Source organism: Hoeflea sp. YIM 152468, assembly GCF_029210485.1.
Lineage (GTDB): Bacteria > Pseudomonadota > Alphaproteobacteria > Rhizobiales > Rhizobiaceae > Hoeflea.
The window spans coordinates 36,589-59,456 of the sequence record NZ_JARGET010000021.1; the positions used below are offsets into that span (position 1 = coordinate 36,589).

Annotated in this window: 21 protein-coding genes; 12 read left to right on the forward strand and 9 right to left on the reverse strand. The window is 60.8% G+C overall.

Annotated elements, in window-relative coordinates; genetic code table 11:
- Positions 1-175: 175 nt before the first annotated feature.
- The 3 genes from PZ897_RS10750 to PZ897_RS10760 are packed head-to-tail and all read right to left on the reverse strand — an operon-like array spanning position 176 to position 3,036.
- Positions 176-1,171, reverse strand: a complete 996-nt coding sequence (locus tag PZ897_RS10750; RefSeq protein WP_275752281.1) for a substrate-binding domain-containing protein — start codon at positions 1,169-1,171, stop codon at positions 176-178.
- A gap of 55 nt (positions 1,172-1,226) precedes the next feature.
- Positions 1,227-2,261 carry an ABC transporter permease gene (locus PZ897_RS10755; protein ID WP_275752282.1) on the reverse strand — a complete coding sequence of 345 codons (1,035 nt, stop codon included), beginning with the start codon at positions 2,259-2,261 and terminating at the stop codon, positions 1,227-1,229.
- Between the two features lie 13 nt (positions 2,262-2,274).
- Entirely contained in the window at positions 2,275-3,036 is a 762-nt protein-coding gene (locus tag PZ897_RS10760; RefSeq protein ID WP_275752283.1) for an ATP-binding cassette domain-containing protein, read from the reverse strand.
- Positions 3,037-3,335: 299 nt separating this feature from the next.
- Between PZ897_RS10760 and PZ897_RS10765 the strand changes: the two genes are divergently transcribed.
- From PZ897_RS10765 to PZ897_RS10780, 4 genes are all read left to right on the forward strand, one after another.
- Complete coding sequence (locus PZ897_RS10765) at positions 3,336-4,238, forward strand: AraC family transcriptional regulator (RefSeq protein WP_275752284.1); 903 nt, start codon at positions 3,336-3,338, stop codon at positions 4,236-4,238.
- Between the two features lie 117 nt (positions 4,239-4,355).
- Entirely contained in the window at positions 4,356-5,435 is a 1,080-nt protein-coding gene (locus tag PZ897_RS10770; protein WP_275752285.1) for an NAD(P)-dependent alcohol dehydrogenase, read from the forward strand.
- Between the two features lie 26 nt (positions 5,436-5,461).
- A complete protein-coding gene (locus PZ897_RS10775) occupies positions 5,462-6,187 on the forward strand; it encodes an SDR family oxidoreductase (protein WP_275752286.1) in 726 nt (241 codons plus the stop codon).
- 353 nt (positions 6,188-6,540) lie between these two features.
- Positions 6,541-6,819, forward strand: coding sequence for a hypothetical protein (locus tag PZ897_RS10780; RefSeq protein ID WP_275752287.1), 279 nt, complete (start codon positions 6,541-6,543; stop codon positions 6,817-6,819).
- Between the two features lie 78 nt (positions 6,820-6,897).
- On the opposite strand, the gene PZ897_RS10785 is transcribed toward PZ897_RS10780, so the two are convergent.
- The 5 genes from PZ897_RS10785 to PZ897_RS10805 all read right to left on the reverse strand — a co-directional run bounded on the left by PZ897_RS10785 (position 6,898) and on the right by PZ897_RS10805 (position 13,870).
- Complete coding sequence (locus PZ897_RS10785) at positions 6,898-8,175, reverse strand: FAD-binding oxidoreductase (RefSeq protein WP_275752288.1); 1,278 nt, start codon at positions 8,173-8,175, stop codon at positions 6,898-6,900.
- A 72-nt stretch (positions 8,176-8,247) separates the two neighbouring features.
- Entirely contained in the window at positions 8,248-9,480 is a 1,233-nt protein-coding gene (locus tag PZ897_RS10790) for a pyridoxal phosphate-dependent aminotransferase (protein ID WP_275752289.1), read from the reverse strand.
- 7 nt (positions 9,481-9,487) lie between these two features.
- Complete coding sequence (locus tag PZ897_RS10795; protein ID WP_275752290.1) at positions 9,488-11,017, reverse strand: aldehyde dehydrogenase family protein; 1,530 nt, start codon at positions 11,015-11,017, stop codon at positions 9,488-9,490.
- A 28-nt stretch (positions 11,018-11,045) separates the two neighbouring features.
- Positions 11,046-12,470: an FAD-binding oxidoreductase gene (locus PZ897_RS10800; protein ID WP_275752291.1), complete on the reverse strand. Its 1,425-nt coding sequence runs from the start codon at positions 12,468-12,470 to the stop codon at positions 11,046-11,048.
- 2 nt (positions 12,471-12,472) lie between these two features.
- Complete coding sequence (locus PZ897_RS10805) at positions 12,473-13,870, reverse strand: VOC family protein (RefSeq protein ID WP_275752293.1); 1,398 nt, start codon at positions 13,868-13,870, stop codon at positions 12,473-12,475.
- Positions 13,871-13,975: 105 nt separating this feature from the next.
- Here PZ897_RS10805 and PZ897_RS10810 point away from each other — a divergent pair, with 105 nt between their 5' ends.
- Entirely contained in the window at positions 13,976-14,881 is a 906-nt protein-coding gene (locus tag PZ897_RS10810; protein ID WP_275752294.1) for a LysR family transcriptional regulator, read from the forward strand.
- A 105-nt stretch (positions 14,882-14,986) separates the two neighbouring features.
- Here PZ897_RS10810 and PZ897_RS10815 read toward each other — a convergent pair whose 3' ends face one another.
- Complete coding sequence (locus tag PZ897_RS10815; protein WP_275752295.1) at positions 14,987-16,033, reverse strand: ABC transporter substrate-binding protein; 1,047 nt, start codon at positions 16,031-16,033, stop codon at positions 14,987-14,989.
- Between the two features lie 105 nt (positions 16,034-16,138).
- Between PZ897_RS10815 and PZ897_RS10820 the strand changes: the two genes are divergently transcribed.
- From PZ897_RS10820 to PZ897_RS10850, 7 genes are all read left to right on the forward strand, one after another.
- Positions 16,139-17,062: a LysR substrate-binding domain-containing protein gene (locus PZ897_RS10820; protein WP_275752296.1), complete on the forward strand. Its 924-nt coding sequence runs from the start codon at positions 16,139-16,141 to the stop codon at positions 17,060-17,062.
- A 151-nt stretch (positions 17,063-17,213) separates the two neighbouring features.
- Positions 17,214-18,566 carry an acyclic terpene utilization AtuA family protein gene (locus PZ897_RS10825; RefSeq protein ID WP_275752298.1) on the forward strand — a complete coding sequence of 451 codons (1,353 nt, stop codon included), beginning with the start codon at positions 17,214-17,216 and terminating at the stop codon, positions 18,564-18,566.
- A 1-nt stretch (position 18,567) separates the two neighbouring features.
- Positions 18,568-18,891, forward strand: coding sequence for a DUF4387 domain-containing protein (locus PZ897_RS10830; protein ID WP_275752299.1), 324 nt, complete (start codon positions 18,568-18,570; stop codon positions 18,889-18,891).
- A 13-nt stretch (positions 18,892-18,904) separates the two neighbouring features.
- Positions 18,905-19,972 (forward strand): ABC transporter ATP-binding protein, encoded by a 1,068-nt coding sequence (locus tag PZ897_RS10835; protein WP_275752300.1) that lies wholly within the window; start codon positions 18,905-18,907, stop codon positions 19,970-19,972.
- On the forward strand, positions 19,969-20,823 hold the full coding sequence (locus PZ897_RS10840; RefSeq protein WP_275752301.1) for an ABC transporter permease: 855 nt from the start codon (positions 19,969-19,971) through the stop codon (positions 20,821-20,823). The genes PZ897_RS10835 and PZ897_RS10840 overlap by 4 nt, the downstream gene beginning before the upstream one ends.
- Positions 20,820-21,626 (forward strand): ABC transporter permease, encoded by an 807-nt coding sequence (locus PZ897_RS10845; protein WP_275752302.1) that lies wholly within the window; start codon positions 20,820-20,822, stop codon positions 21,624-21,626. Before PZ897_RS10840 ends, PZ897_RS10845 begins: the two co-directional genes overlap by 4 nt.
- Positions 21,627-21,646: 20 nt before the next feature.
- Positions 21,647-22,864, forward strand: a complete 1,218-nt coding sequence (locus PZ897_RS10850; RefSeq protein ID WP_275752303.1) for a CoA transferase — start codon at positions 21,647-21,649, stop codon at positions 22,862-22,864.
- Positions 22,865-22,868 lie beyond the last annotated feature (4 nt).

A 22,868-nucleotide genomic window follows, 5' to 3' on the forward strand; every position in this document is an offset into this window, starting at 1 on the left:
GTGCAACCGACTTCAGGGCTGCAGGACTTGATCCGGGTTGAACAGGGCCTGCTGCTGCGAAACCTCGACGATGATGGTGGAGAGGGGATGGGCCCCTCTCCACCTTTCGTGACATAAAACCACGCTGGACAATTCAGACCTTTGTCGGCCGCGCGGCTGTTTCCTCGGAAATGGATCAGCGTCCCATCAGAGGTTTCGAGTAGCGGTTGGCGTGGGCGATGATCTCGTCTGCATCGGACTCGAAATCCACCATGACAAAGGGACCGGACCAGACCGGCTCTACTGTCTCACCGTTCATATGGGCGACGAAAGCATCGGCCACCGCCGCGCCGCTATCGTCAATCGAGCGAAGGGGTGAGGCGCTGAGCCAGCCTTCGTTCATGGCCGTGATCTCGTCCCCGGTGCCGCCAAATCCAAGGGAGTAGATCTTGTCAGACAGGCCTTGTGATTTGAGCGCCTGGCCGATGCCCAGACCGACGCCGGTAGACACCCCATAGATCAGGTCGAGGTCGGGATGGGCGGCGACAAGGTTGCTGGTCGCCTCGAAGGCCTTGACCCGGTCAAAATCAGTATGCACGCCGATCACCACCTCGATGTCGGGGTTCTTCTCCATCACGCTGAGGAACCCGTTCATCCGCTTGTCGCTGACGATGCCCGGCACGCCCTGAAGGACCGCCACCTTGCCTTTGCCGCCCAGACGTTCGGCAGACCATTCACCAGCAAGACGCCCGCCTTCGAAATGGTCGAAGGCGATATATTGCATGGCCCGGGCGCTTTCGTCTTCGTGCGGTTCCAGGAAGTTGTAGACGACGACCGGAATCCCCGCCTCTTTCAGTTTGCGAAGCCCGGTTACGGCCGATTCATATTCGGTCGCGCCAAGCATCACGTAATCAGCGCCCTTCTGAATGACGGATTCCACCTGAGCCAACTGCCCGGCATGATCGGTGGCATCCTGCACCGCAAGCTGGGTGACCTCATACTTCACGCCGAGTTCATCCAGCCGGCCGCGCATGGACCAGTAAATCCGCTCCCATGCGTCGGAAATATCGAAGGACGGCGACATATAGGCGATCTGGATCGGGGCGTCCTGGGCCCGGACCATTCCGGTTGATGTCAGCGCCAGCGCGGCGGCGAGGGTCGTGCCAAGGATATGGCGTCTCGAAATCTTCATTTTGGGTCTCCTCCCGTTTCAGTTGGTCTTGTCGTCGGTTTGGTCTTGTCGCGGGTTAGCCGGGTTTGCTCCGGTTTGCGGCCCGCCTGCCGCGCAACTGGTTGATCCAGTCGATTCGGTTCTCGCGGATGTTGTTGATGGTGACGGCAGCGATGACGATCACGCCGACAACCACCAGTTGCCAGAAGAATTCGACCCCTGCGATAACCAGCGCATTGTTCAGCATGGTCAGAAGCAAGGCCCCGATGAGCGTCCCGTAGAGCGAGCCGCGCCCGCCGAACAGACTGGTGCCGCCGATGATCGTTGCGGCGATGATGTGAATCTCCATCGCGGTGCCAAGTGTCGCCTGGGTGCCGTCTATTCGGGCCATCCAGATCAGTCCGCCAAGGGCCACAGCGATACCCATATAGGTATAGACCGCCACTTCGATCCGGGTGACCGGAATGCCCGCAAGGCGCGCCGCCTCGCGGTTGCCCCCTACGGCGCGGACATGGACGCCAAAGCGTGACAGGTTGAACAGCCAGTGGGTTACGAGAATGAAAATCGCGGCGATATAGATTGGAACGGGAACCCCCAGTATCGCTCCCTGCCCAAGCCACACCACTTCGGGCGGCAGGCCGAAATAAAGCTTTCCGGCAGAATGCAGCAGCGCAACGCCACGGAAGGCCACCATGGTTCCAAGGGTTGCGATCAGCGCTGGAACCGCGAGAAACGTGATGATCGCCCCGTTTAGCGCCCCAAGCGTCATGGCAAGAAGGAACATGATGATCAGGGCCGGTACGTAGTGCACACCGCTTTCGATCAATCCAAACGCGACACAGGTGACCAGCGCCATGAGCGATCCGACCGACAGGTCGATGCCGCCCTTGGTGATCACAAGGGTCATGCCCATGGCCACGATCACATAGGTCGAGGTCTGGGTCAGCACGTTCAGAAGATTCCCGTAGCTGGCAAATCGTGGATTGATCAGGCTGAACATCACGATCAAGGCCAGAAATGCCAGGGTCAGGCCGAGACTGTCAAAGCGGAACTTCTTGTCCGACTGGCCGATGGATTTGTCCGGCGCGCCGGTTTTGACGGTAGAAATCATAATTTGCTCCTCCTCACGCCTGACCGATGGTGATCATCGAGACGATGTCTTCGCGGGTCACATCCGAGGTTTTCACCACACCGATCATTGCGCCATTCTTCATGACGGCAATCCGGTCAGCGATCGAAAACACATGCTCCAGATTGTGGCTGATGATCAGGGTGGTGATGCCTTGCTCCCGCAACCTTTCAACCAGGGCCAGAACCTTGCTTCCTTCATCCACGCCAAGGGCGGCCATGGGTTCATCCATGATGAGAAGCTGGGGTTCAGCCAGAAGCAGGCGGCTGATGGCGATGGTCTGGCGTTGCCCGCCGGACAGACGGCGCACCGGTTCATTCAACGTTGGCAGCCCGATCGAGAAGTTCTGCAGCAGGTCATGGGTGCGTTGGCGCATCGTGGCCTTGTCGAGAACCGTGATCGCCCCCAACACCTTGCGGGTCAGTTCGCGCCCGAGAAACACGTTCTGCGGCACGTCCAGCTCATCGACCAGACCGAGGCTTTGGTGCACCGTCTCGATCCCGACATCCTGGGCATCGGTCGGCTTGTGAAAGCTTACCGAAGAGCCATCAAATACGATGTCGCCGCCATCGGGGACGATCGCCCCTGACAGCGTCTTGATCAGGGTCGACTTGCCAGCGCCATTGTCCCCCACAAGCGCAATGATCTCACCGCGCACGATATCCAGATCGACATCCCTGAGGGCCCGCAGACCCCCGTAATACTTGTTCAGTCCGCGCGCGCTGAGCAAGGCCGCGTCAGACGCTTCGCGCGTCAAGTTCTGTTCCAAAATGTGTCCTCCCACTTCGATCCTGAAAGATCGGTCGATACTTTCCTGCCTGGCACCACTGTTTGAACACGCGTCGCGCGGCCCGGGTTTGTGTTGCGCCCATCTCGGGTCCAAGACCGGGCAAGCAACATTATGAGTAATGTAGGAACCAAAAAGCCGGGCTGCGCCGTGAAAATCCTCTATCTTGCAAACTTTCTTGCAATTCCGGCTGGAATGGGCCTAATTCCCGCCAACGCGTTACGTCGGGCGGATTGTCGGAACTCCGTTGCGATAGCAGGGAGGCTCTAATGGCAACGCTCAGTCCGGACTTTGAGGTCATCGTCCATCCGCCGACGGAATCCTTCCGCTGGAACGTGCATGGCTATCCGCACCATCTGGCAAAATGGCATTACCATCCCGAATACGAATTGCACCTGACCCAGGACACCTGCGGGCGGATGATGATCGGCGACTATGTCGGCCCGTTCAGCCCCGGCTGCCTGATCCTGACCGGCCCCAACCTGCCGCACAACTGGGTCAGCGATGTCGCCCCGGATTATCGCAGTCCGGACCGCGACATGCTGATTCAGTTTTCATCCGAGTTCGCGGAGCGGATGTGCGATTGCTTTGCTGAACTCCATGCCGTGAAGGTCCTGCTGGATGACTCGGTCTACGGGGTGGAATTCAGCGGGACGGCCCAGGCAGAAGGCGCCCGGTTGCTGCAAGAGATCGGCGATGTGTCCGGCGTAAAGCGCATGATGTTGTTTCTGGAGTTGATGGATGTGCTGTCCCGCTCGCCATCGGAGCGCAGGATTCTGTCGCACTCTGCCCCGGCCCTGAACGTGCATACGGTCAGATCGAAAAAGTTGCAGGTGGCGATCACGCATATTTATGAGAACTATACGCAAGGGGTCAGACTTGATGAAGTCGCCCGCCTCGTGCACATGGAGCCCAGCACGTTCTCACGCTTTTTCAAGAAGCAGACGGGCCACACATTTTCTAAATTCATCAACAAGTTGAGAGTGCATCACGCCTGCAATCTGCTGGTCAACACCGACATTTCGATGACCGAGATCTGCTATGATGCAGGCTTCAACAACACGGCCAATTTCAACCGGCAGTTCAACACGATCTATCGGGAAACGCCTTCAAGCTACCGGAAAAGTGCCCGGTCGATCGCCAGGGCGGATCGCGATAAGAAGAAGACCTGATCCCAAGCCGCCCGGACCGGCAGCGTGCAAGAAAGTTTGCGACTATTCCTTGTTTGACGTAGCCTGAAGCTCAATCCCTGCCATATCCTTCATGTCCAAGGCATGGAAGGAATGAAGATGTCGAAGACGGCGGCGCCTGATGGGCACAAACGCGGACAGGCAGAAGGTCGGGCTCTCGTTCTCGAAGAAAAAGGCAGGCTCTCTCTGAGGGAGTTGGTGGTCAACGAAACCCTTGGGCCGAATGATGTGCGTGTGGCGATCCACACGGTCGGGATCTGCGGATCGGACGTTCACTACTATACCCACGGTGCGATCGGCCCGTTTGTGGTGCGCGAGCCCATGATCCTTGGGCATGAGGCATCCGGCGTGGTGACCGAGGTCGGCAAGGATGTCACCGGTTTGACCGTCGGCGACCGGGTTTGCATGGAACCGGGCATCCCGAACCCCACGGGGCGGGCGACCCGGCAGGGAATTTACAATCTCGACCCCGACGTGCGGTTCTGGGCGACGCCGCCGGTGCATGGTGTGTTGCGCTCAAGCGTGGTGCATCCGGCGGATTTCACCTTCAAGCTGCCCGACAACGTGTCCTTTGCCGCGGCTGCCATGGTCGAACCTCTGGCGGTTGGTGTTCATGCCGCCACCAAGGCGCGCGCCCATCCCGGCCATGTGGCGGTGGTGATCGGCGCGGGGCCGATCGGTCTTGTCACGGTTCTGGCTGCACTGGCGGCGGGCTGTGCCCATGTGATTGTCAGTGACGTGGATGACACCAAACTGACGATTGCAGCCGGTCTTGGAGCCGTGTCCACGGTCAATGTCACCAAAGCCTCGCTTGATGATGCGGTGTTGGCCGCGACTGACGGTTGGGGTGCGGATGTGATCTATGAGTGTTCGGGCAATGACCACGCGGCTGCAGGAGTGTTTTCAGCGCTCTGCCCCGGCGGCGTCGTGGTTTATGTCGGCATGCCTCTGGCCCCCATCGCCTATGACGTGGCCGCGGCCCAGATCAAGGAAGCCCGGGTTGAGCACGTGTTCCGTTACGCCCATGTTTTCCCCCGCTGTGTGGCGATGCTGGCCTCGGGTGCCATCGATCTTGCGCCGCTGATCACCCGCACCTTCGAGTTCGAAGACAGTGTCGCGGCCTTCGAACTGGCCAGCCAAAGCCCGCCGGGACAGGTCAAGATGCAGATCGTCCTGTGACCATGATGCCGCAAGGGAGTGACGAGATGAAATTCAAGGACAAGACAGTGCTGATCACCGGTGCCGGCAAAGGCATCGGGCGTGACACCGCGAAACTTCTCGCCGGACAAGGGGCGCAGATCATAGCTCTGTCGCGCACAGCATCCGATCTGGACAGTCTGGCTGATGAAATCGGCAGCACTTCGATTGTGGTCGATCTTGCCGATGCCGACGCGGCCCGTGCCGCAGCACTACAGGCGATGCCCGCAGATTATCTGGTGAATTGCGCCGGCATCAACGTCTTGCAATCCTTTGTAGATGTCACGGTCGAGGCCTTCGATCTGGTTCACGCGGTCAACACCCGGTCTGCGATGATCGTCGCACAGGAGTTTGCGCGTGAGCGCATCGCGGCAGGCGGCGGCGGGGCCATCGTCAATGTGTCAAGCATCTCGTCGCTCGTTGGCTTCGACGATCACGCCTCCTATTGCGCGTCGAAAGGCGCCATGGATGGGATGAGCCGGGTGATGGCCAATGAACTCGGCCGCCATGGCATCCGGGTGAACTGCGTCAATCCGATCGTCACCATGACCGAATTGGCCGCCCGCGCCTGGAGCGACCCGGCGAAATCCGGACCGGTGCTCGCAAGAATGCCGATCGGACGGTTTGCTGAAACCGGCGATGTCGCAAGTGTCATTGCCTTCCTTCTCAGCGATGAAGCCGCAATGCTCAGCGGGCTTGCGGTGCCGATAGACGGCGGATTTCTTGTGCGCTAGGCGCAAATCCTGTGATCGATGACGCAAACCTGATGGGGCGTAGGAAGCCGTAGCTGATCCATCTTTTTTCGGTGAAGACGAGATTGATGATGGCACAGGCACAGCTCGATGATCTTCGAATGCGGATCTTGAAAGTGCGCGATGCTGTCGAGCGCATCGGTGCAAAGCTCATGGTCCTGCCGCCCTGCAGCTCAAGCAAACGCCAGCCCCTTCTTGGAAGTCAAAGCTGCGGTAATTGGATGGATCTGAAGGTGTTGCGGCGTCATTCTGCCGCCTCCTAGAGCCTGCTGTTTTCCTCAAGTACCTTTCGCGCGACGCGGAAACACTCAAGCGCTTGCGGGACGCCGCAATAGATGCCGATCGAGATCACGGGTGAACACGCCGCCGACAAGGCCGTAATCGGTGGAATTGGCGATGGCGATGGCCTCATCATCGCCTGCAAACTTGACCCGGTCAGCAACTATCGGGATGTGTTCAAGGCGGATGCTGCCAGGAATGCGGCTTTCAACAAGAGCTTGCGCGCAGCGGGCCTGCTCAAATCAGCCGGCAAGCTTTACCCCTCGCTTGCGATCGATCAGGATCTCGAATGGACCGATCTGGCCATCCGCCAGGCCGCCGCAGATATCCGGTAGGTTACCGTTTCTCATGAGCCAGCCACCCAATCACAGGGCTATCGGGCATCTTGAGATCGGGATGGGTTACCGGCTTTGTCAGAAGCGGGCGGAGAGGCCGTGCACCAGCTTGGCTCCCATTTCGTAGTAGCGCGCCTTTGCCAGGCTGTGACGTTCGGAATAGGTCTCGATTGCGGGCAGCGGCAAGTCTGCGCGCTGATCCTGCAGCAGAGCTCGAGCAATTGCACGCCCGAACACGGTGCCGGGAGCGATGCCGCGCCCCGAGTAACCAAACACGGCATATGCACCCGGTCCGAAATGAACGATCTTGGGGATGTGGTCGCTGGTCATCGCGATCCGACCGCTCCAGCCATGCTCGAATCGGAGGTCCGGGAGGTGCGGATAGAGCTTGCGGAGTTTGCGCCTGGCCCAGGCGCGGTGGAATGAGCTGCCGCGTTGTTCCAAGCTGCCGACCCCGCCGATGATCAGCCGGCCGGCCCGGTCAATCCGGATCGACGACATCACCATGGCCGTATCCCAGCAGCCTTCGCCGCGAGAAAGAATATTGGCGCGGTCCGCCGGTGCAAGCGGTGCGGTGGCGAACTGACAATAGTTCATGGTGGTGAAGCCGGGCGTGAAAGGTGCGGTGATGCCGAGATGGTAGGCATTGGTGGCGACCAGCAGGTTCCGGGCGCGGACCGTGTGGCCGTTGCACGCCGCAAGCCATCGATCCGTCTCATGCCGCAATGCGGTCACGGTCGAATGCTCGCTGATCGTTGCGCCCTGCGCCTGCGCGGCGCGGGCCAGGCCGCGGCAGTAGGCGAGCGGCTGAATGGTACCTGCGCGCGGATCGAACAGGGCGCCGAAAAATGCGTTGGTCCCGGTCCGGCGCGCGGTTTCCTCAGCTTCGAGAAGGCTGAGCGGTGCTTCGTGACGCTTGCCCTGCCGGCATCTGTCTTCGAGGTCGGCAAAACCGCTTGCCGAATGGGCCAGATGCAGCGTGCCGCACCTTGTGGCCTCGCAGTCGATCCCCTCACGCTCGATCAGCGCGAAGACATCGCCGGGGCCGTTGCCCAGAACATCGATCAGCCGGTGAGCGGCGGTCTCGCCCAGATGCTCGATGATGGCGTCGGGCGGCAGCCAGAGACCGGCATTGACGAGACCGACATTGCGCCCGGAGCCTCCGTAGCCGATCGTCTCGGCTTCCAGAAGGCACACGGAAGCCCCGTTTCGTGCCGCCTCGAGAGCAGCCGAGGTGCCGGTAAAGCCCCCGCCGATGATGACAAGATCCACATCCATGTTCCGCGAAAGCGGCGGTGTATCGATCTGCTCGCAGGAACTGGTACGCCAGAGAACTGAAAAGGGAGCGGCACTCATCTGCGGGGCCTTTCGGCGTTCGGGGTTTCGGGATCTGTCCAATTCATCGTCAGTGGGTCCATCCGCATCGGCTCAGGTCAGCTTGCTGCAACACTCTGCAATGCGACGCAGCGCCTCTTCCAGTTCACTGCGCGCTGTCGCATAGGAAATCCGGAAATAGGGTGACAGGCCGAAGGCAGAGCCGGGCACCACCGCGACATGGGCTGTTTCCAGCAAGTGGTCGGTGAAATCGCTGTCCTTGAGAAGCAGCGTTCCGTCGGGCGTCGTCTTGCCGATCAGTCCCTTGCAATCGGCAAAGGTATAAAAGGCGCCTTCCGGTGTCCGGCAGGAGATGCCTTCGATCCGGTTAAGCGCCGCGACCACGAGATCGCGCCGCTCCTCGAAGCTTTTCCGCCGGACTTCCAATCCATCCTGTGGCCCGGACAGGGCTTCGAGGGCCGCTGCCTGGCTGATCGAGGATGGACAGGAGGTCGCCTGGCTCTGGATTACGGCCATCGCCTTGATCAGCGACTTGGGACCACCGGCATAGCCAATGCGCCAGCCGGTCATGGCATAGGCCTTCGACACGCCGTTGACCGTCAGAATGCGGGGCTTGAGCCGGGGCTCCATCGCCGCGGGGGTGACAAAACGGAAGCCATCATAGACGATGTGTTCATACATGTCGTCAACCATCAACCAGACGTGCGGATGAGCCAGCAGCACGTCGAGAAGCGGACGATAGTCCTCCGCGCGGTAGGCCGCCCCTGTCGGGTTCGACGGTGAGTTGAGCAGAAGCCACCGGGTTTTCGCTGTGATCGCCGCCTCCAGTTGCTGCGGTTTGAGCAGAAAACCGTCGCTGCCATCGCACTCGACAAGCACGGGAATTCCGCCGCAGATCTCGACGATGTCTGAATAGGAGGTCCAGTAGGGAGTCGGAATGATGACCTCGTCGCCGGGGTTGAGGCTCGCCATGAAGGCGTTGAACAGAATCTGCTTCGCACCCGTCGCCACGGTAATCTCGTCGATTGCATAGGTGACGCCGTTCTGGTTGCCGAACTTGTCCGCAATAGCCTGCTTGAGCGCCGCCGTCCCGTCAAGCGGCGTGTATTTCGTCTCGCCGCGGTCGATCGCCGCTTTTGCGGCGATCTTGATATTGTCGGGTGTGTCGAAGTCGGGTTCGCCCGCCCCCAACACGATGACCGGCGCGCCGTCACGCTTCATCGCGGCGGCGCGACTGCCGATCTGCACGATTTTGGACACCCCGATCCTGGCAATGCGGGATGCCGCATTGAAACGCTGCTGGTCCATATCACTCGAAGGTGTCATGGCTGGGCTACGCGATATCAAATGACACGCCCTGGGCGAGCGGCAATTGCTTGGAGTAATTGATCGTGTTGGTGGCCCGGCGCATGTAGTTTTTCCAGGCGTCGGAACCCGATTCGCGGCCGCCGCCGGTTTCCTTCTCGCCACCGAAGGCGCCACCGATCTCCGCGCCGGATGTGCCGATATTGACGTTGGTGATGCCGCAATCCGAACCTTCGGCCGAAAGGAAGCGTTCGGCCTCCTGGATGTCGAGGGTGAAGATCGACGACGACAACCCGGCGCCGACCGCGTTGTGGGCCTCAATTGCCGCGTCGAAATCGGAATATTTCATGACATAGAGAATCGGGGCGAAAGTTTCCTCGAGCACGGGACCGGATTGCTTCGGCATCTCGACCAGGGCGGGCCGGGCGTAATAGGCCTTGTCGCTTCCCGCTTGCGTGACGCGCTCGCCGCCGGTGACGACGCCCCCTTCTGCTTTGGCCGCGGCAAGAGCCTGTTGCATGGCGTCGAACGCCTGGCTGTCGATCAGCGGGCCGACCAGCGCGGAGCTTTCGAGCGGGTTGCCCACCGTGACGCTTTCATAGGCGGCACGCAGTCGCGGAACCAGCGCGTCGTAGAGGCTTTCGTGGACAAACAGGCGACGCAGCGTCGTGCAGCGCTGTCCGGCCGTGCCCATGGCGCCAAAAGCGATGGCGCGCAAAGCCATGTCCACATCGGCGGTCGGGCCGACGATACCGCCATTGTTGCCGCCCAGTTCAAGGATGGCGCGCGCGAACCGCCTGGCAAGCCGCGGGCCGACCTCGCGGCCCATCCGGGTCGAACCGGTGGCAGAGACCAGGGCGACCTTGGGATTGTCAACCATGGCTTCACCCACGGTGCGGTCGCCGATGAGAACCTGTAGCAGGTCGACCGGCGCATCGCCGAAGCGCTTGATGGCGCGGTCAAAGATCGCCTGGCAGGCCAGCGCCGTCAGCGGGGTCTTCTCGGACGGCTTCCAGACGACCGCATTGCCGCAGACCAGGGCGAGCGCCGCGTTCCAGGACCAGACCGCAACGGGGAAGTTGAAGGCGCTGATGACGCCGACGACGCCCAGCGGATGCCAGGTTTCCATCATCCGGTGGCCGGGCCTTTCTGTGGCGATGGTCAGGCCGTAGAGCTGGCGCGAAAGGCCGACCGCAAAGTCGCAGATGTCGATCATTTCCTGAACTTCGCCGGCGCCTTCGGAAGGTATCTTGCCGGCCTCGATGGAAACCAGGCGGCCAAGATCATCCTTGGCGGCGCGCAGTTCTTCGCCGAGCAAACGAACAAGCTCACCGCGGCGCGGAGCCGGCACCTGCCGCCAGGCCTTGAACGCGGTATGCGCGTTCTCGATCGCGGCTTCGCAGTCGGCGGCGGAGAAAGAGGTGAGGCGGGCGACTTCCTCGCCGGTGATCGGTGAGAACGAAGCCATGTCGCCATTGCTCCACTTGTCCTTCGCCACGCCAAGCTTGTCGAGGATATCTGCTGTTTCCCGTTTGATGTCGAAAGTGCTGGTCATCATTGCTCTCCAATAGACTGACTTCAAGGTTTTAGAAATGCATCGCGCCGCGCTTGCCGGGTGAAATCGCCCGTTTCAAACTGGCGGCAAGGGTGCGAACTGCCTGCGGCGTGTAGTGGTCGTACCAGGCCTGGTTCTTGTGGCCGATGCCGTGTTCGGCGCTGAAGCTTCCGCCAAAGTCATCGACGGCCACCGAGAAGACCAGATCCCGCAGGGCGGCTTCGAATCCCGGATCTGCCAAGTCCGGATCGTCGGGCTGGGCAACGAGATTGAAGTGAACGCCGCCATCGCCGAGATGACCGAAATCGCAGACCGTCAAGTCCGGATAGGTGTCGGCCAGCTGCGCCTTCATCTGTGCAAGAAAAGCCAGGGTGTCGCCGCGCCGGAACGAAAGATCGAAGGCGAACAACCGGCCGCTGTGCCTGACGCCCTCCGACAGAGCGTGGCGCAGAGCCCACATTTCGGCGGGCGGACCCATCAGCGCATTGGCCAGCGGCTTGTTTGTGCTGTCCCAGATCTCGGCCAGAACACTCTCGAGCAGGGCATCGAGGGGTTGGTCTCTCTCGCACGCCTGGCTGGTGCGCGTCAGTTCCATCAGAATGACGAAATCCGGCACGATCCCGCCTTCAAACGGGTTTCGCAAGGCCGGAACGTGCGCAAGGGCGGCGCGGATGGAATTGCCGGACATGCCTTCGAAGGCCGAGAGCGCGCTGCCGCAGGCCTGCTCCATTTGAACCAGCAGCCCCGGGACGGCTTGGTCGGACGCAGGAACCAGCAATGCCGTGGCTTGTTGGCCGGGCAGGGGCTCGAGATTGAGAACACATTCGGTGACAATGCCAAAGACGCCGGTGGTGCCGATGAACAGGTGCTTCCAGTCGACTCCGGTGTTGTTCTTGCGCAGGCCGCTGGTGAAATCCAGAACGGTGCCCGCTTCATCCGCGAGCACCACCTTGAGGCCCAATGTGTTGGCGCGGACATCGCCGTAGCGCAGGAAGCGCGAGCCGCCGGTGTTGGTCGCGATCATGCCGCCCAGCATCGGGTCGGCGCCGAGATCGATGGGAAAGAACAGCCCATCGGTTTCAGCTCGGGCGTTGAGCGCGGACAGGCGCACGCCGGCGCCGGCGTTGACGGAGCGGTTGACCACATCGATGCCGCCCAACGTGGTGAGACGGTCGAGGCTGAGAATGGCCTGGGTTCCCGTCTCATCCGGCGTGGAGCCGGAGACAAGGCCGGTGTTTCCGGATTGGGGGATGAAGTCTATTCGGTGGGTGACGCAATAGGCGACTGCTGCCGAGACTTCCTCGGTGGATTTCGGTCGCATGACAAATGCAGCCACCCCGCGGTCGAAGCGCGCGCCGGTCTCGTAGGCTTCCAGATCATGTTTCTCGACGAGAAGTCCGCTTTCACCAAGAAGCGTCCGCAGCGCATCGATGTGGGGTGCGGCGATGTTTGTCATCGTCACTCCGCTGCTTCGGCGGTTTGGAGCGCCTGCATGCAATTCTGGATCGACGCTTTCTCCATGGCGGCGTAATGCGCAAACTCGTCCAGGACAGGGGCGCCCAGATCGGCTTCGAACAGCTGCTGGTTTGGTCCCGCCTCCAGTTCCTCGGTATCGTGCTCGCCAAGATTGGACAGGAAGATGCCAGCGGCGCTGACGGGAAGAAAATCTTCATAGATGATCGGATCGAAGCGGATCAAACCGTGCTCGATAGCAGTTTCGAGATCCATGCCTGCGGCTTCAGCGCGAAGCCCTTTCCCGGTCATCGAATAGGTGAAGTAGCCAAGGCCCGCGCGGCGGATGGCATCCCAGTCATCGGGAAATTCCGTGAATGCGCGGGCGAGCGCGTCGCGGTAGGCGGCGGCATTTGACCCGTCCGGCGCCGGCCGTGATATGGCGCGGGCGCGGGCGAGCAGCGCATCATAGAGGGTGCGCCCCTGCGGCGTCAGCGCCACGCCGCGCTGTTCGATTTCGCCAAAACGGGCGGTGTGCGAACCGCTTTCCCAGCCCCCGTCCTTGCCGATGAAGGCAACCTGTTCATCGAGCGCCTTGAACGAGGTCTGACGCAAGAGGATGGGGCACAGGCGGGAGGGCGGCCCTTCGACGACGGCCTTGGGGGTGATGCCTTCCTCAAACATCCGCTCCTGTACCGTGTCGATGTCGAGCGTGCGCGGGGTCAGATGGTTTATATGCGGTCCGCGAAAGGAAACGATGTCGGCGATCAGCCGATGGGCGGCGTGAAGCCGTGCGTACATGGCGGCATCGACCACCGCCTTGTCGTGCCAGCGGAAGGTCTCAAGCACTTCGGTGACGAAGCTGACGCTGTCGGTCCCTAAGAGGCCGCCGTCGCGTTCGGCCTTTTCGACCAGCGCGCGTGCGGCCGGTGTAAAGATGTCCCGCTTTGAGAGAATGTCAGCGACCTCGGCGCGGAGGTCGTTGTCGGCAATCAGATCGTGGCGCAGAAGCGAGGTGAACACCCGAAACGGGTTTCGGTTCAAATGCGCCTCGCCGACCGGCCGGAAGGCGGTGGAATGGACCGGGACGCCTCCCTCCGACAGATCGTAGTAGCCCACCGGATACATGCCCATGACGGCGAACACCCGGCGCATCATGCAGAGCTCCCCTGGCGTGCCCAGACGGATGGCGCCGTGGCGTTCCTCGGAGATGCGGTTGAGGCTATCTGTCGCTTCGAGCCGCCCGGCAAGACCCGGATCGGCCGCAAGCGTTTGCGCGTTGACGGTTTCGACGAGCTTAATCAAGCTGCCGTAGGCAGGCACCTCTGTCCGGTACATGGCGGACATGGCGGCTGAAAATCGGGCGCGCAGCGTGTCGGGGGAAACAAATCGGCTTTCGGTCATGGGTTCCCTGCAATCAGGTCTGGATTGTCATTCGGTTTGCTCATAATAAGTGATCCAGGTTCAAAATTAATGCGATGAATTCGCCTCAGTTGATGCGGTATCGGAATGAATGTCAGCCGAACTCTCATCCCCGACCTGGTCGTTTTGCAGGCCTTCGAATGCGCCGCCCGCCATGGCAGCTTCACCCAGGCCGCGGCGGAGCTCCATCTCACCCAAAGCGCTGTCAGCCGCCAGATACGGGCGCTCGAGGTGCAGTTGGGGGTAACCCTGTTTGAACGGGTGCGCCGCCATGTCGTGCTGTCGGAGACGGGGCGGTCGCTGCTTCCTTCGGTGATGCGGTTGCTCGCGCAGTCGGAAGCGCTGGTCCAGCAGGCCATGGCATCGGCAGATGGGCGGATCGTGCTTTCGATCGCCGCCCTGCCAACCTTCACCAGCCGCTGGTTGTTGCCCCGGCTTGCCGATTTTACCGCGCACCATCCTGATATCGTCGTCAATATCGCCTCGCATTCGGAACGCTTCGACCTCGTCGAGCAGGATTTTGATCTTGCCATCCATTACGGCCAGCCGGTCTGGGCGCGGGCAAGCTGCACCTATCTGTGCAGCGAGGTCATTCTGCCTGTTGCCAGCCCGGCCTTGATTGCCTCTCATCCGGTGGCGGCGATCGACGATTTCACCGGCACGCCGCTTCTGCATCTGGCGACGCGGCCGCGGCAATGGGTGGACTGGTTCGAGCAGAACGGCGGGACGGGTGCGATCGGCTATCACGGTCACCGGTTCGACCAGTTCAACATGATCATCGAAGCCGCCATTATCGGGCTCGGCTTCGCGCTCCTGCCGAAATATCTGATCGAGGAAGAACTGAGCTCGGGACGGCTCCAGATTGTGCTCGACCGGTCGATGACGACGGAGAACAACTATTATCTGGTCACACCCGAGGGCAAGTCTGACTCCGGGGCCGCCAAAGCCTTCGAGGCATGGATCCTGTCGCAGGTCTCGCCGATCAGCCGATGACGTGCCGCGCATCCTCTCTGGTGTGCAAGGAACGCCTGGCGTGGCTTGGACGAAAAGGCGGCTGCACCGGCAGCCGCCCTTTGTGATGCTGGCGGCGGCGCAGATCTACTGTGCGACGACGGTACGGTTGAACGCCTCGATGATGGCGGCGCGATTGATGTTGATGCCGTTCCAGTCCGGCAGCGAAAGGCTCTTGACGCTGCCGTCAGCCCCCCATGGCATGCGCTGCCTGGCATCGTCGCTCAACTCCACATCCTTCGTGGCCGGACCGACATAGATACGCTCGGCCATGCATTTGGCCGGATCCTTGCCGATTGCGAAATCGACGAATTTCTCCGCCGAGTCCATGCGCGGCGTATTGGCCACAAGGTGGAGACGGATATCGCCGCCAATGGCGCCTTCCTCAGGAACCACAAACGCAATCGGCAGGTTCTGGTCGCGCATGGCGTAAGCGGAACTTGCGTAATGGGCTCCAACGATGGCTTCGCCGCTCTGGAACAGGTTGGTGCCGGCGCCCGCGGTATCAAAATACGCCGCGACCCTCAGGTTCTTGACGTCTTCGAGGACCGGAGCGATCTTGTCGAGGCTGGTGCCCTCCATCTTGGCCAGTTCGGCCAGGAAGGGAACGCCCATGGCGTTGCCGGGGCTCGGGAATGTCACCGTGCCCGAGTACTCCTCTTTCCAGAGGTCTTTCCAGGATGTCGGCGGGGTTTCGACCTCGTCGGTATTGTAGGCCAGCCCAAGCGAATAATAGCCGGTGCTCACAGCAAAGATGTTGCCGTCGTCGGTCTTGTAGATGCCCTCGTCCAGCATTCCGGCAACGCCGGGAACCGTCTCGGGGTTGATGGTTGCGATGACGCCTTTCTCCACCGCCTGCTCGGAAACGCCGCCGTCCATCCAGACCACGTCCAGCACAGGTGCGTCCTGCTGCTGAAGCAGCTTGCTCAGCGTGACGGCCGACACGCCCGGTTCCGGTGTGACGGCAATGCCGGTTGCTTCGGTGAAGGGATCTATGATGCAGGCCTGGAGAGCGGCTCCCCATTCTCCGCCATAGGTCGCGACCGTGATCGGGTCCTGGGCAGCAGCCGGAAGCGTCAGGCTGCTGGTGGCGAGAGCTGCAAGTGTAAGGAGAGAAGTTCTATACTTATTCATGTTGGTTGTTCCTCTGTTATTGGTCTTCCAAATGATCAAGCTATTAGGTACCGTTGATTTTCGAACATCAAATTGCGATTGCGCCCTCTGAGATAACGGAAAGTTATGAACGTCAGACAACTCGAAGCTTTCAAGATGATCATGGAGCTGGGAAGTTTCACGCGCGCTGCGGAACGCCTCAATCTCACTCAGCCGGCCGTCAGCAAGCTGATCATGCTGCTGGAGCACAAATGCGGCTTCCAGCTGTTCCACCGCCAGAAGAACGGGGTGGTGCCGACGGCCGAGGGCGAAATGCTCTATGCGGAAGTGGAGCGTGTGTTTCTCGGTCTCGAATCGATTTCGGCACGCGCGCGCGCCATCCGGCAGTTCGATTACGGCGAAATCGACGTCGTCACCTTCCCCTCTCTTGGTACCCGTGTATTGCCGCCAATCCTGGCCGAATTTCTTGAAGGCCGGCAGATCACGGTCACTCTGGCGAGCCGAAACTCGTGGCTGCTCGTGGACCGTGTGGCGACGCAAGGGGTGGACGTCGGGTTCGGAATGGCCAAAACCGATCGTCCGGGCGTTCGTTTCGACCTCTTGTGCTCCATGCAGGGGGTTTGCGTGCTGCCGCCGGGACATCGTCTCGCTGACAAGCCATTCATCGAGGTCGGCGATCTGGAGGGTGAGCGGTTCATATCGCTTGCCGAGGAGGATGGCGTGCAGGTCGATATCGACAGGACCTTCGCCGAGCATGGGGTCTCCCGCAACGTGGTCCTCACATCTCAGCTTTCTGAGACGATCTGCTCCTTTGTCTCCTCCGGGCTCGGGGCAGCCATTGTCGATCCGATCAGCACCGTCGGCTTCCGCCGCGACGAGTTGGTGGTCAAGCCCTTCAGGCCGGGTATCCGGCAAGACATCTGGGTCATAACGCCGAGCTTCCGCGATATTTCCCTGGTCGCCCAAGGTCTCATACAGCACGTAAGGCTTGGCCTGACTGCGAAGCTTGCCGAGCTGGAGGCGGCGATCGCACCGGCAAACGGATCATGATGCGTTAGAGCATTCCAAAAAGTTATGGCTGACTTGGCATAAGAAATTTGACTTAATGTCACACGATTTGTCTGGTGGTGGGCAATCCGAAGGTACTTCCTGTGTATAGGAAAGTATTTTTCCAGTTGTTCATCAATGAAGGTCGTTTGATATGGAGAAATCGAAGTCAATCACTGTGTTGACGCCCACCGGAACCTTGGGCTACGGCTTCGGCGCTGAAGCCCTTTCCCGCGGCATGAGCCTCGGTCCCGCGGTGATTGCGGTCGACGCCGGCTCGACCGACCCCGGCCCATCCTATCTCGGCTCCAACAAGCCGCTGGTTTCCGACTACAGCATCCGGCGCGAGCTCAAGGATCTGATCTCGGCGGCCCACCAGGCAGGCATTCCGGTCATTGTCGGCAGCGCCGGCGGAGCCGGCACCGGGCCCCAGGTCGACCGCACCGTGGCGCTGGTGCGCAGCATCGTTGCGGAGCTCGGGATTCATCTCAAGCTTGCGTGGATCTATGCCGATATACCGATTGAGCGAGCCAAGGCGGCCGTTGACGCCGGCGAAGTGCAGGATTTCGAGGTTGGCGCGCCGCTGACCACCGAGATCCTCGACCAGACCTGCAGCCTGGTTGCGCAGATGGGGCATGAGCCAATCTGCGCGGCGCTCGAAGCGGGCGCCGATGTCATCATAGCCGGACGGGCATGCGATGATTCCGTCATCGCGGCCTTCCCGATCTGGAAGGGCGCCGAGCCGGCGCTGGCCATTCACATGGGCAAGATTCTTGAATGCGGCGCGTTCTCGGCCGAACCCTTTGCGATGGATGTGATGCTGGGCACTGTTCATGCAGATCACTTCATTCTCGAGCCCGGAAGCAGCCAGCGCCGGGCGTCGGTGAAATCGGTCGCCGCCCATTCGCTCTACGAACGCGAAAACCCGTTCTCCCAGGGCGGGCCGGGCCATATCATGGATCTGTCGAGCTGTTCTTACCAGCAATCCGGCCAGCGGCAGGTCAAGGTCGCCGGCGCGCGGATCAGCGAGACCGACGAGTATTATGTCAAGCTGGAGGGCGCCCGACTGGCCGGCTACCGTTCAGTCTGTATCGCCGGCATCCGCTGCCCGACCCTGATTAAGGCGATCGACGGCCTTCTTGAGGAAGTCCGGGCCAAGGCCATAGCCTATTTCGCCCCCGAAGAGGTGATCATCACCTTCCATCTCTATGGCCGCAACGGCGTCATGAAGGACCTGGAGACGGCTGCGGAAACGGGCCACGAACTGGGCCTGGTCATCGACGTGGTTGCGGACAGCCAGGAGCTGGCTCATGCCGCCTGCCATCAGATAAGTGGCGGGCTGCTGCATTATCACTATCCTGACGTGATCAACCCGTCCGGAAATCTCGCATTTCCCTATTCACCCTCCGATCTCGATCTCGGGCCGCATTACGAATTCAGCGCCTATCACCTGATGAAGGTGACGTCGCCGACCGAAGTTTTTCCCGTTCATTTCGAGGACCTGTGACATGACCAGTCTCCCCCTGTACCAACTCGCCGATATCGTCCGCAGCAAGAACGCGGGGCCTTATCGCATCACCTTCGACATCATGTTCACCGACAAGGCGCGCTACGAGGCGGTGCGTGACGGCGGCGCCATTACGCCGGAAACCGTTGCCGCCGCCTATGGCCTGGATGTCTCGCAGATCTCGTCGTTCTTCAAGATCGACCAGGCGATGGCCCTCAAGGTCACCATCGTCCGCCCGAGGGCGCAGGGCGCGGCGGGCGAGGGCGACATGTATGGCTGCCAGCATCACGTGCCGCTCATGAACATCGCCGTCCCAGCAATGTGATCAGGGTAGACCCATGGCCAAATTTATCGACGTCAGAAACCTCACCAAGCGCTACGGCAATTATCTTGCCCTCAATGATGTATCGCTCGAGGTTGCGGAAGGGGAGTTTCTGGCACTGCTTGGACCAAGCGGCTGTGGCAAGACGACGCTTCTTCGATTGATTGCCGGCTTCATCGACACCTCCGATGGCGAGATCTCCATCGATGGCCGATCGATGCGAGACCTTCCGCCCAACCGCAGGCCGGTCAATACGGTCTTCCAGAACTATGCCCTGTTCCCGCACATGACGGTGGCGGAGAATGTGGCCTATGGCCCGCGCCGCAATGGCGAAAGCCGCAAATCCGCCGCAACACTTGCCGCCGACAGCCTGTCGACCGTCGGCATGCTCGAGTTCAAGGCACGCTATCCGACGCAATTGTCGGGGGGCCAGCAACAGCGTGTCGCGCTGGCGCGCGCCATCGCCAACAGGCCAAAGGTGCTGCTGCTCGACGAGCCTCTGGGGGCGCTTGACCTGAAACTGCGCAAGCAGATGCAGATCGAACTCAAGACGCTGCAGAAATCACTCGGCATCACCTTCATTTTCGTCACCCATGACCAGGAGGAAGCCCTGGTGATGGCGGACCGCATCGCCGTCATGGATGCCGGACGCATCGTGCAGATTGGTGGCGGTGAGGACATTTATCACACGCCGGCCACGCGCTATGTCGCCGATTTCATTGGTGATGCCAATCTTGTCGCCTGCGAGGTCGCTGCCGACAGGACACTTCGCGCGACGGACAGCGGCGTGACGCTGTCCGTCCCTCACGCTGCGGACGCCGGATCCAAGGTTACCTATCTCGTTCGGCCCGAGGCGATACTGGTTTCCGCAAATGCGCCGGAGGTGTCCGCTGACCGGACCGTCCTGAAGGCCGTGGTCACCGACAAGGTCTTCATCGGCAATGCGCTGCGCATCTATGTCGAAACCGGCGGGCTCACACTGGTGTCCCAGATTCCTTCGTCCAGCCGGGCTGCCGAATTCAACCGCGGCCAGACCGTTCATGTGAGCTGGCATCGCGACAATGGGCAGGTGCTGGCGCGATGAGAATACGTAACCTCTGGGCCCTCATCCTGATTGCGTTGCCACTCGCCTTCATGGTCATCTTTTTCCTAATTCCATTTCTGGTCACGGTGGTGGCGAGCTTCCACGATGCCGATGGCGCCTGGACGCTGGCCAACTACAAGAAGATCTTTGCCGACAGCTATTATCCGGGCATTTTCTTTACAACGTTCAAGCTCTCGCTGATTGCCACGGTGGTTTCGTTTCTGATCGGATATCCGATCGCCTATTACATCGTGAACATGGTGAAAAGCCGCGGCATACGCAGGCTGTGCTACGTGCTCGTGATCATGCCGCTCTTCACCAGCAACATCGTTCGCTCCTTCGGCTGGCTGATTCTGCTCGGCCGGCAGGGGCTCGTCAACCAAACGCTTGTGGCGCTCGGTATCATCGACCGGCCGATGCCCATTCTCTTCACTGAAACGGCAATCGTCATCGGCCTTGCCTATATTCTGGTGCCCTTCATGGTGCTGACGATTTCGAGCGTCCTGCAGACGATCGACCGCTCGCTTGTCGAGGCTTCGCTCGATCTGGGCAGCCCGCGGCTGTCCACCTTCTTCCACATCACGCTGCCGCTCAGTCTGCCGGGCGTGATTGCGGGTTCGTTGATTGTCTTCACCCTTGCCGTCAGCGCCTATGTCGTTCCGGCCATCATGAGTGGCGGGCGGGTGGTCGTCATGGCAATGCCGATCTTCGACAATTACACGGCTCTGTTCGACTTTAACTTCGGCGCCGCGCTCGCGGTGGGGCTGTTGGTCATCACGCTGATCCTGATCGCACTTTATCTCCTCTTCATCGAACGCGGCGGTGCACGCCGGATTGCGAGGCAATCATGAACATTGTCGATCGATTGGCGCGGTTTATGGTCGTGCTGCTGGCATGGGCGGGCCTGGTGTTTCTCACGCTGCCATTGGTGATCATCGTGGCGACGTCGTTTACGGAAACCGAGTTCCTCAAATTTCCGCCGGTCGGCTTTACCTTGCGCTGGTACCAGCAGTTTCTTGCCGACCCGTCCTATCTGAGTTCGATCTGGACCAGTGTTTCGATTGCGGGCATTGCCACGTTCTTCGCCGTGGTGATCGGTGTCCTCGTTGCCCTTGTGATCTCGCGTAGCGAGCTTAGGGGCCGGCGCGCTCTGAACACGATCTTCATTGCGCCCCTGATCTTGCCGACGATCGTGATCGGTGCGGCCCTGTTGCAGTTTGCCAGTGCCTATGGCTTCGCGCGGAGTTTCTTCGCGCTGGTTGTCGGCCACACAGTGATCGTTGGTCCTTATGTGTTGCGCACGGTGCTGGCGTCGCTCGAACGGTTCGACCAATCGCTCGAGGAAGCAAGCTACGATCTCGGCGGCAATGCGGTGTCGACGTTCTTTCTCGTCACTCTTCCCATCATCAAGCCGGGCCTGGTGGCAGGCGCGCTGTTCGCCTTCATCATCTCCTGGATCAATGTGGAACTGTCGATCTTCAATGCCACCGCGGCCTTGATGCCCATTCCGGTGAAGCTCTTCAACTACGTTCAATACGCGGTCGATCCGATGCTGGCCGCCGTCTCCGCCGCCACGATCTATGTCGCGGTGATCGCGGTGATCGTTCTTGACCTGCTTGTCGGTATCGACCGCGTGGCCGTCTCCCAGAAGTAATGCAAACAAAGGTTCTCACCATGCAGAGTAAGATTGAAGCCGCCGATGCGCAATCCGCGCTGGGCGATATCAAGGTGCTGGAGCTTGGCTCGATGCTCGCTGGCCCGTTCGTCGGGTCGATGCTCGGCGATTTCGGCGCGCGCGTCATCAAGGTCGAAAAGCCGGGCAAGCCGGATGCGCTGCGGGAATGGCCGCCGCACAAGAACGACGTGGCCTTGTGGTGGAAGACCATGGCGCGAAACAAGCATGCGGTCACGCTGGACATATCGCGGCGCGAAGCGCGCGAGATTGCGCTGCGGCTGATCGGCGAAAGCGACATCGTCATCGAGAACTTCCGTCCCGGAACTCTCGAGCGCTGGGGTCTGTCGCCCACGGAGTTGCGCGAGATGTTTCCGCGCGTCATCTGGGTGCGCGTAAGCGGCTGGGGACAGGATGGACCCAAGAGCCAGGAAGGCGGCTATGCAACGATCGCGGAAGCCTTTTCAGGCCTATCCTCCTTCACCGGCCATCCGGATAAGGGACCCACCGTTTCGGCGTTTCCGCTCGGGGATTACCTTGCTGGCGTGTTCGGCGCGTTCGGCGCGCTTGCCGCACTGCATCAGCGCGAAAAGACCGGCAACGGCCAGGTTATCGACGTCGCGCTGTACGAGCCGCTCCTCCGCATCATTGAATCCGTCGTCGTCCGCTATGACCAGACCGGCCGCTCCAAGCCGCTTTTGGGCAACCAGATGGAGGAAGATGTTCCGCGCAATATCTATGCCACCGCCGATGGTGGGTCGATTGCCATAAGTTGTGGGTCGCAGAGCATCTATGAAGGCTTGGTCACGGCCATGAAGCGGCCCGAGCTGATCACGGATCCGCGGTTTGGCACAATGGCGCTGCGCGTCGAAAACCGGGAAGCGATTGATGCCGAGGTGGCCGCGTGGATGCTGACCCAGCCGACCGACGAAGTGCTTGAGACGCTACGCGTCCACCGCGTGGTGGCCGGCAAGGTCAACAGCATCGCAGACGTTTTTGCCGACCCGCATGTTGCCGCACGCAACGCGATCGCAACAATCGTCGACCAGCAACTCGGCCCGATCAGAATGCCGGCGCCGTCTCCGAAGCTCTCCGACACTCCGGGCCGCATCCGCTGGTCCGGTCAGGAGCAGGGCGCCGCCAATGACGAGGTCTTCGGCGGATGGCTCGGCATGACCAGCTCCCAGCTCGATATCTTGCGCGATTTGAAAGTCATTTGAGGAT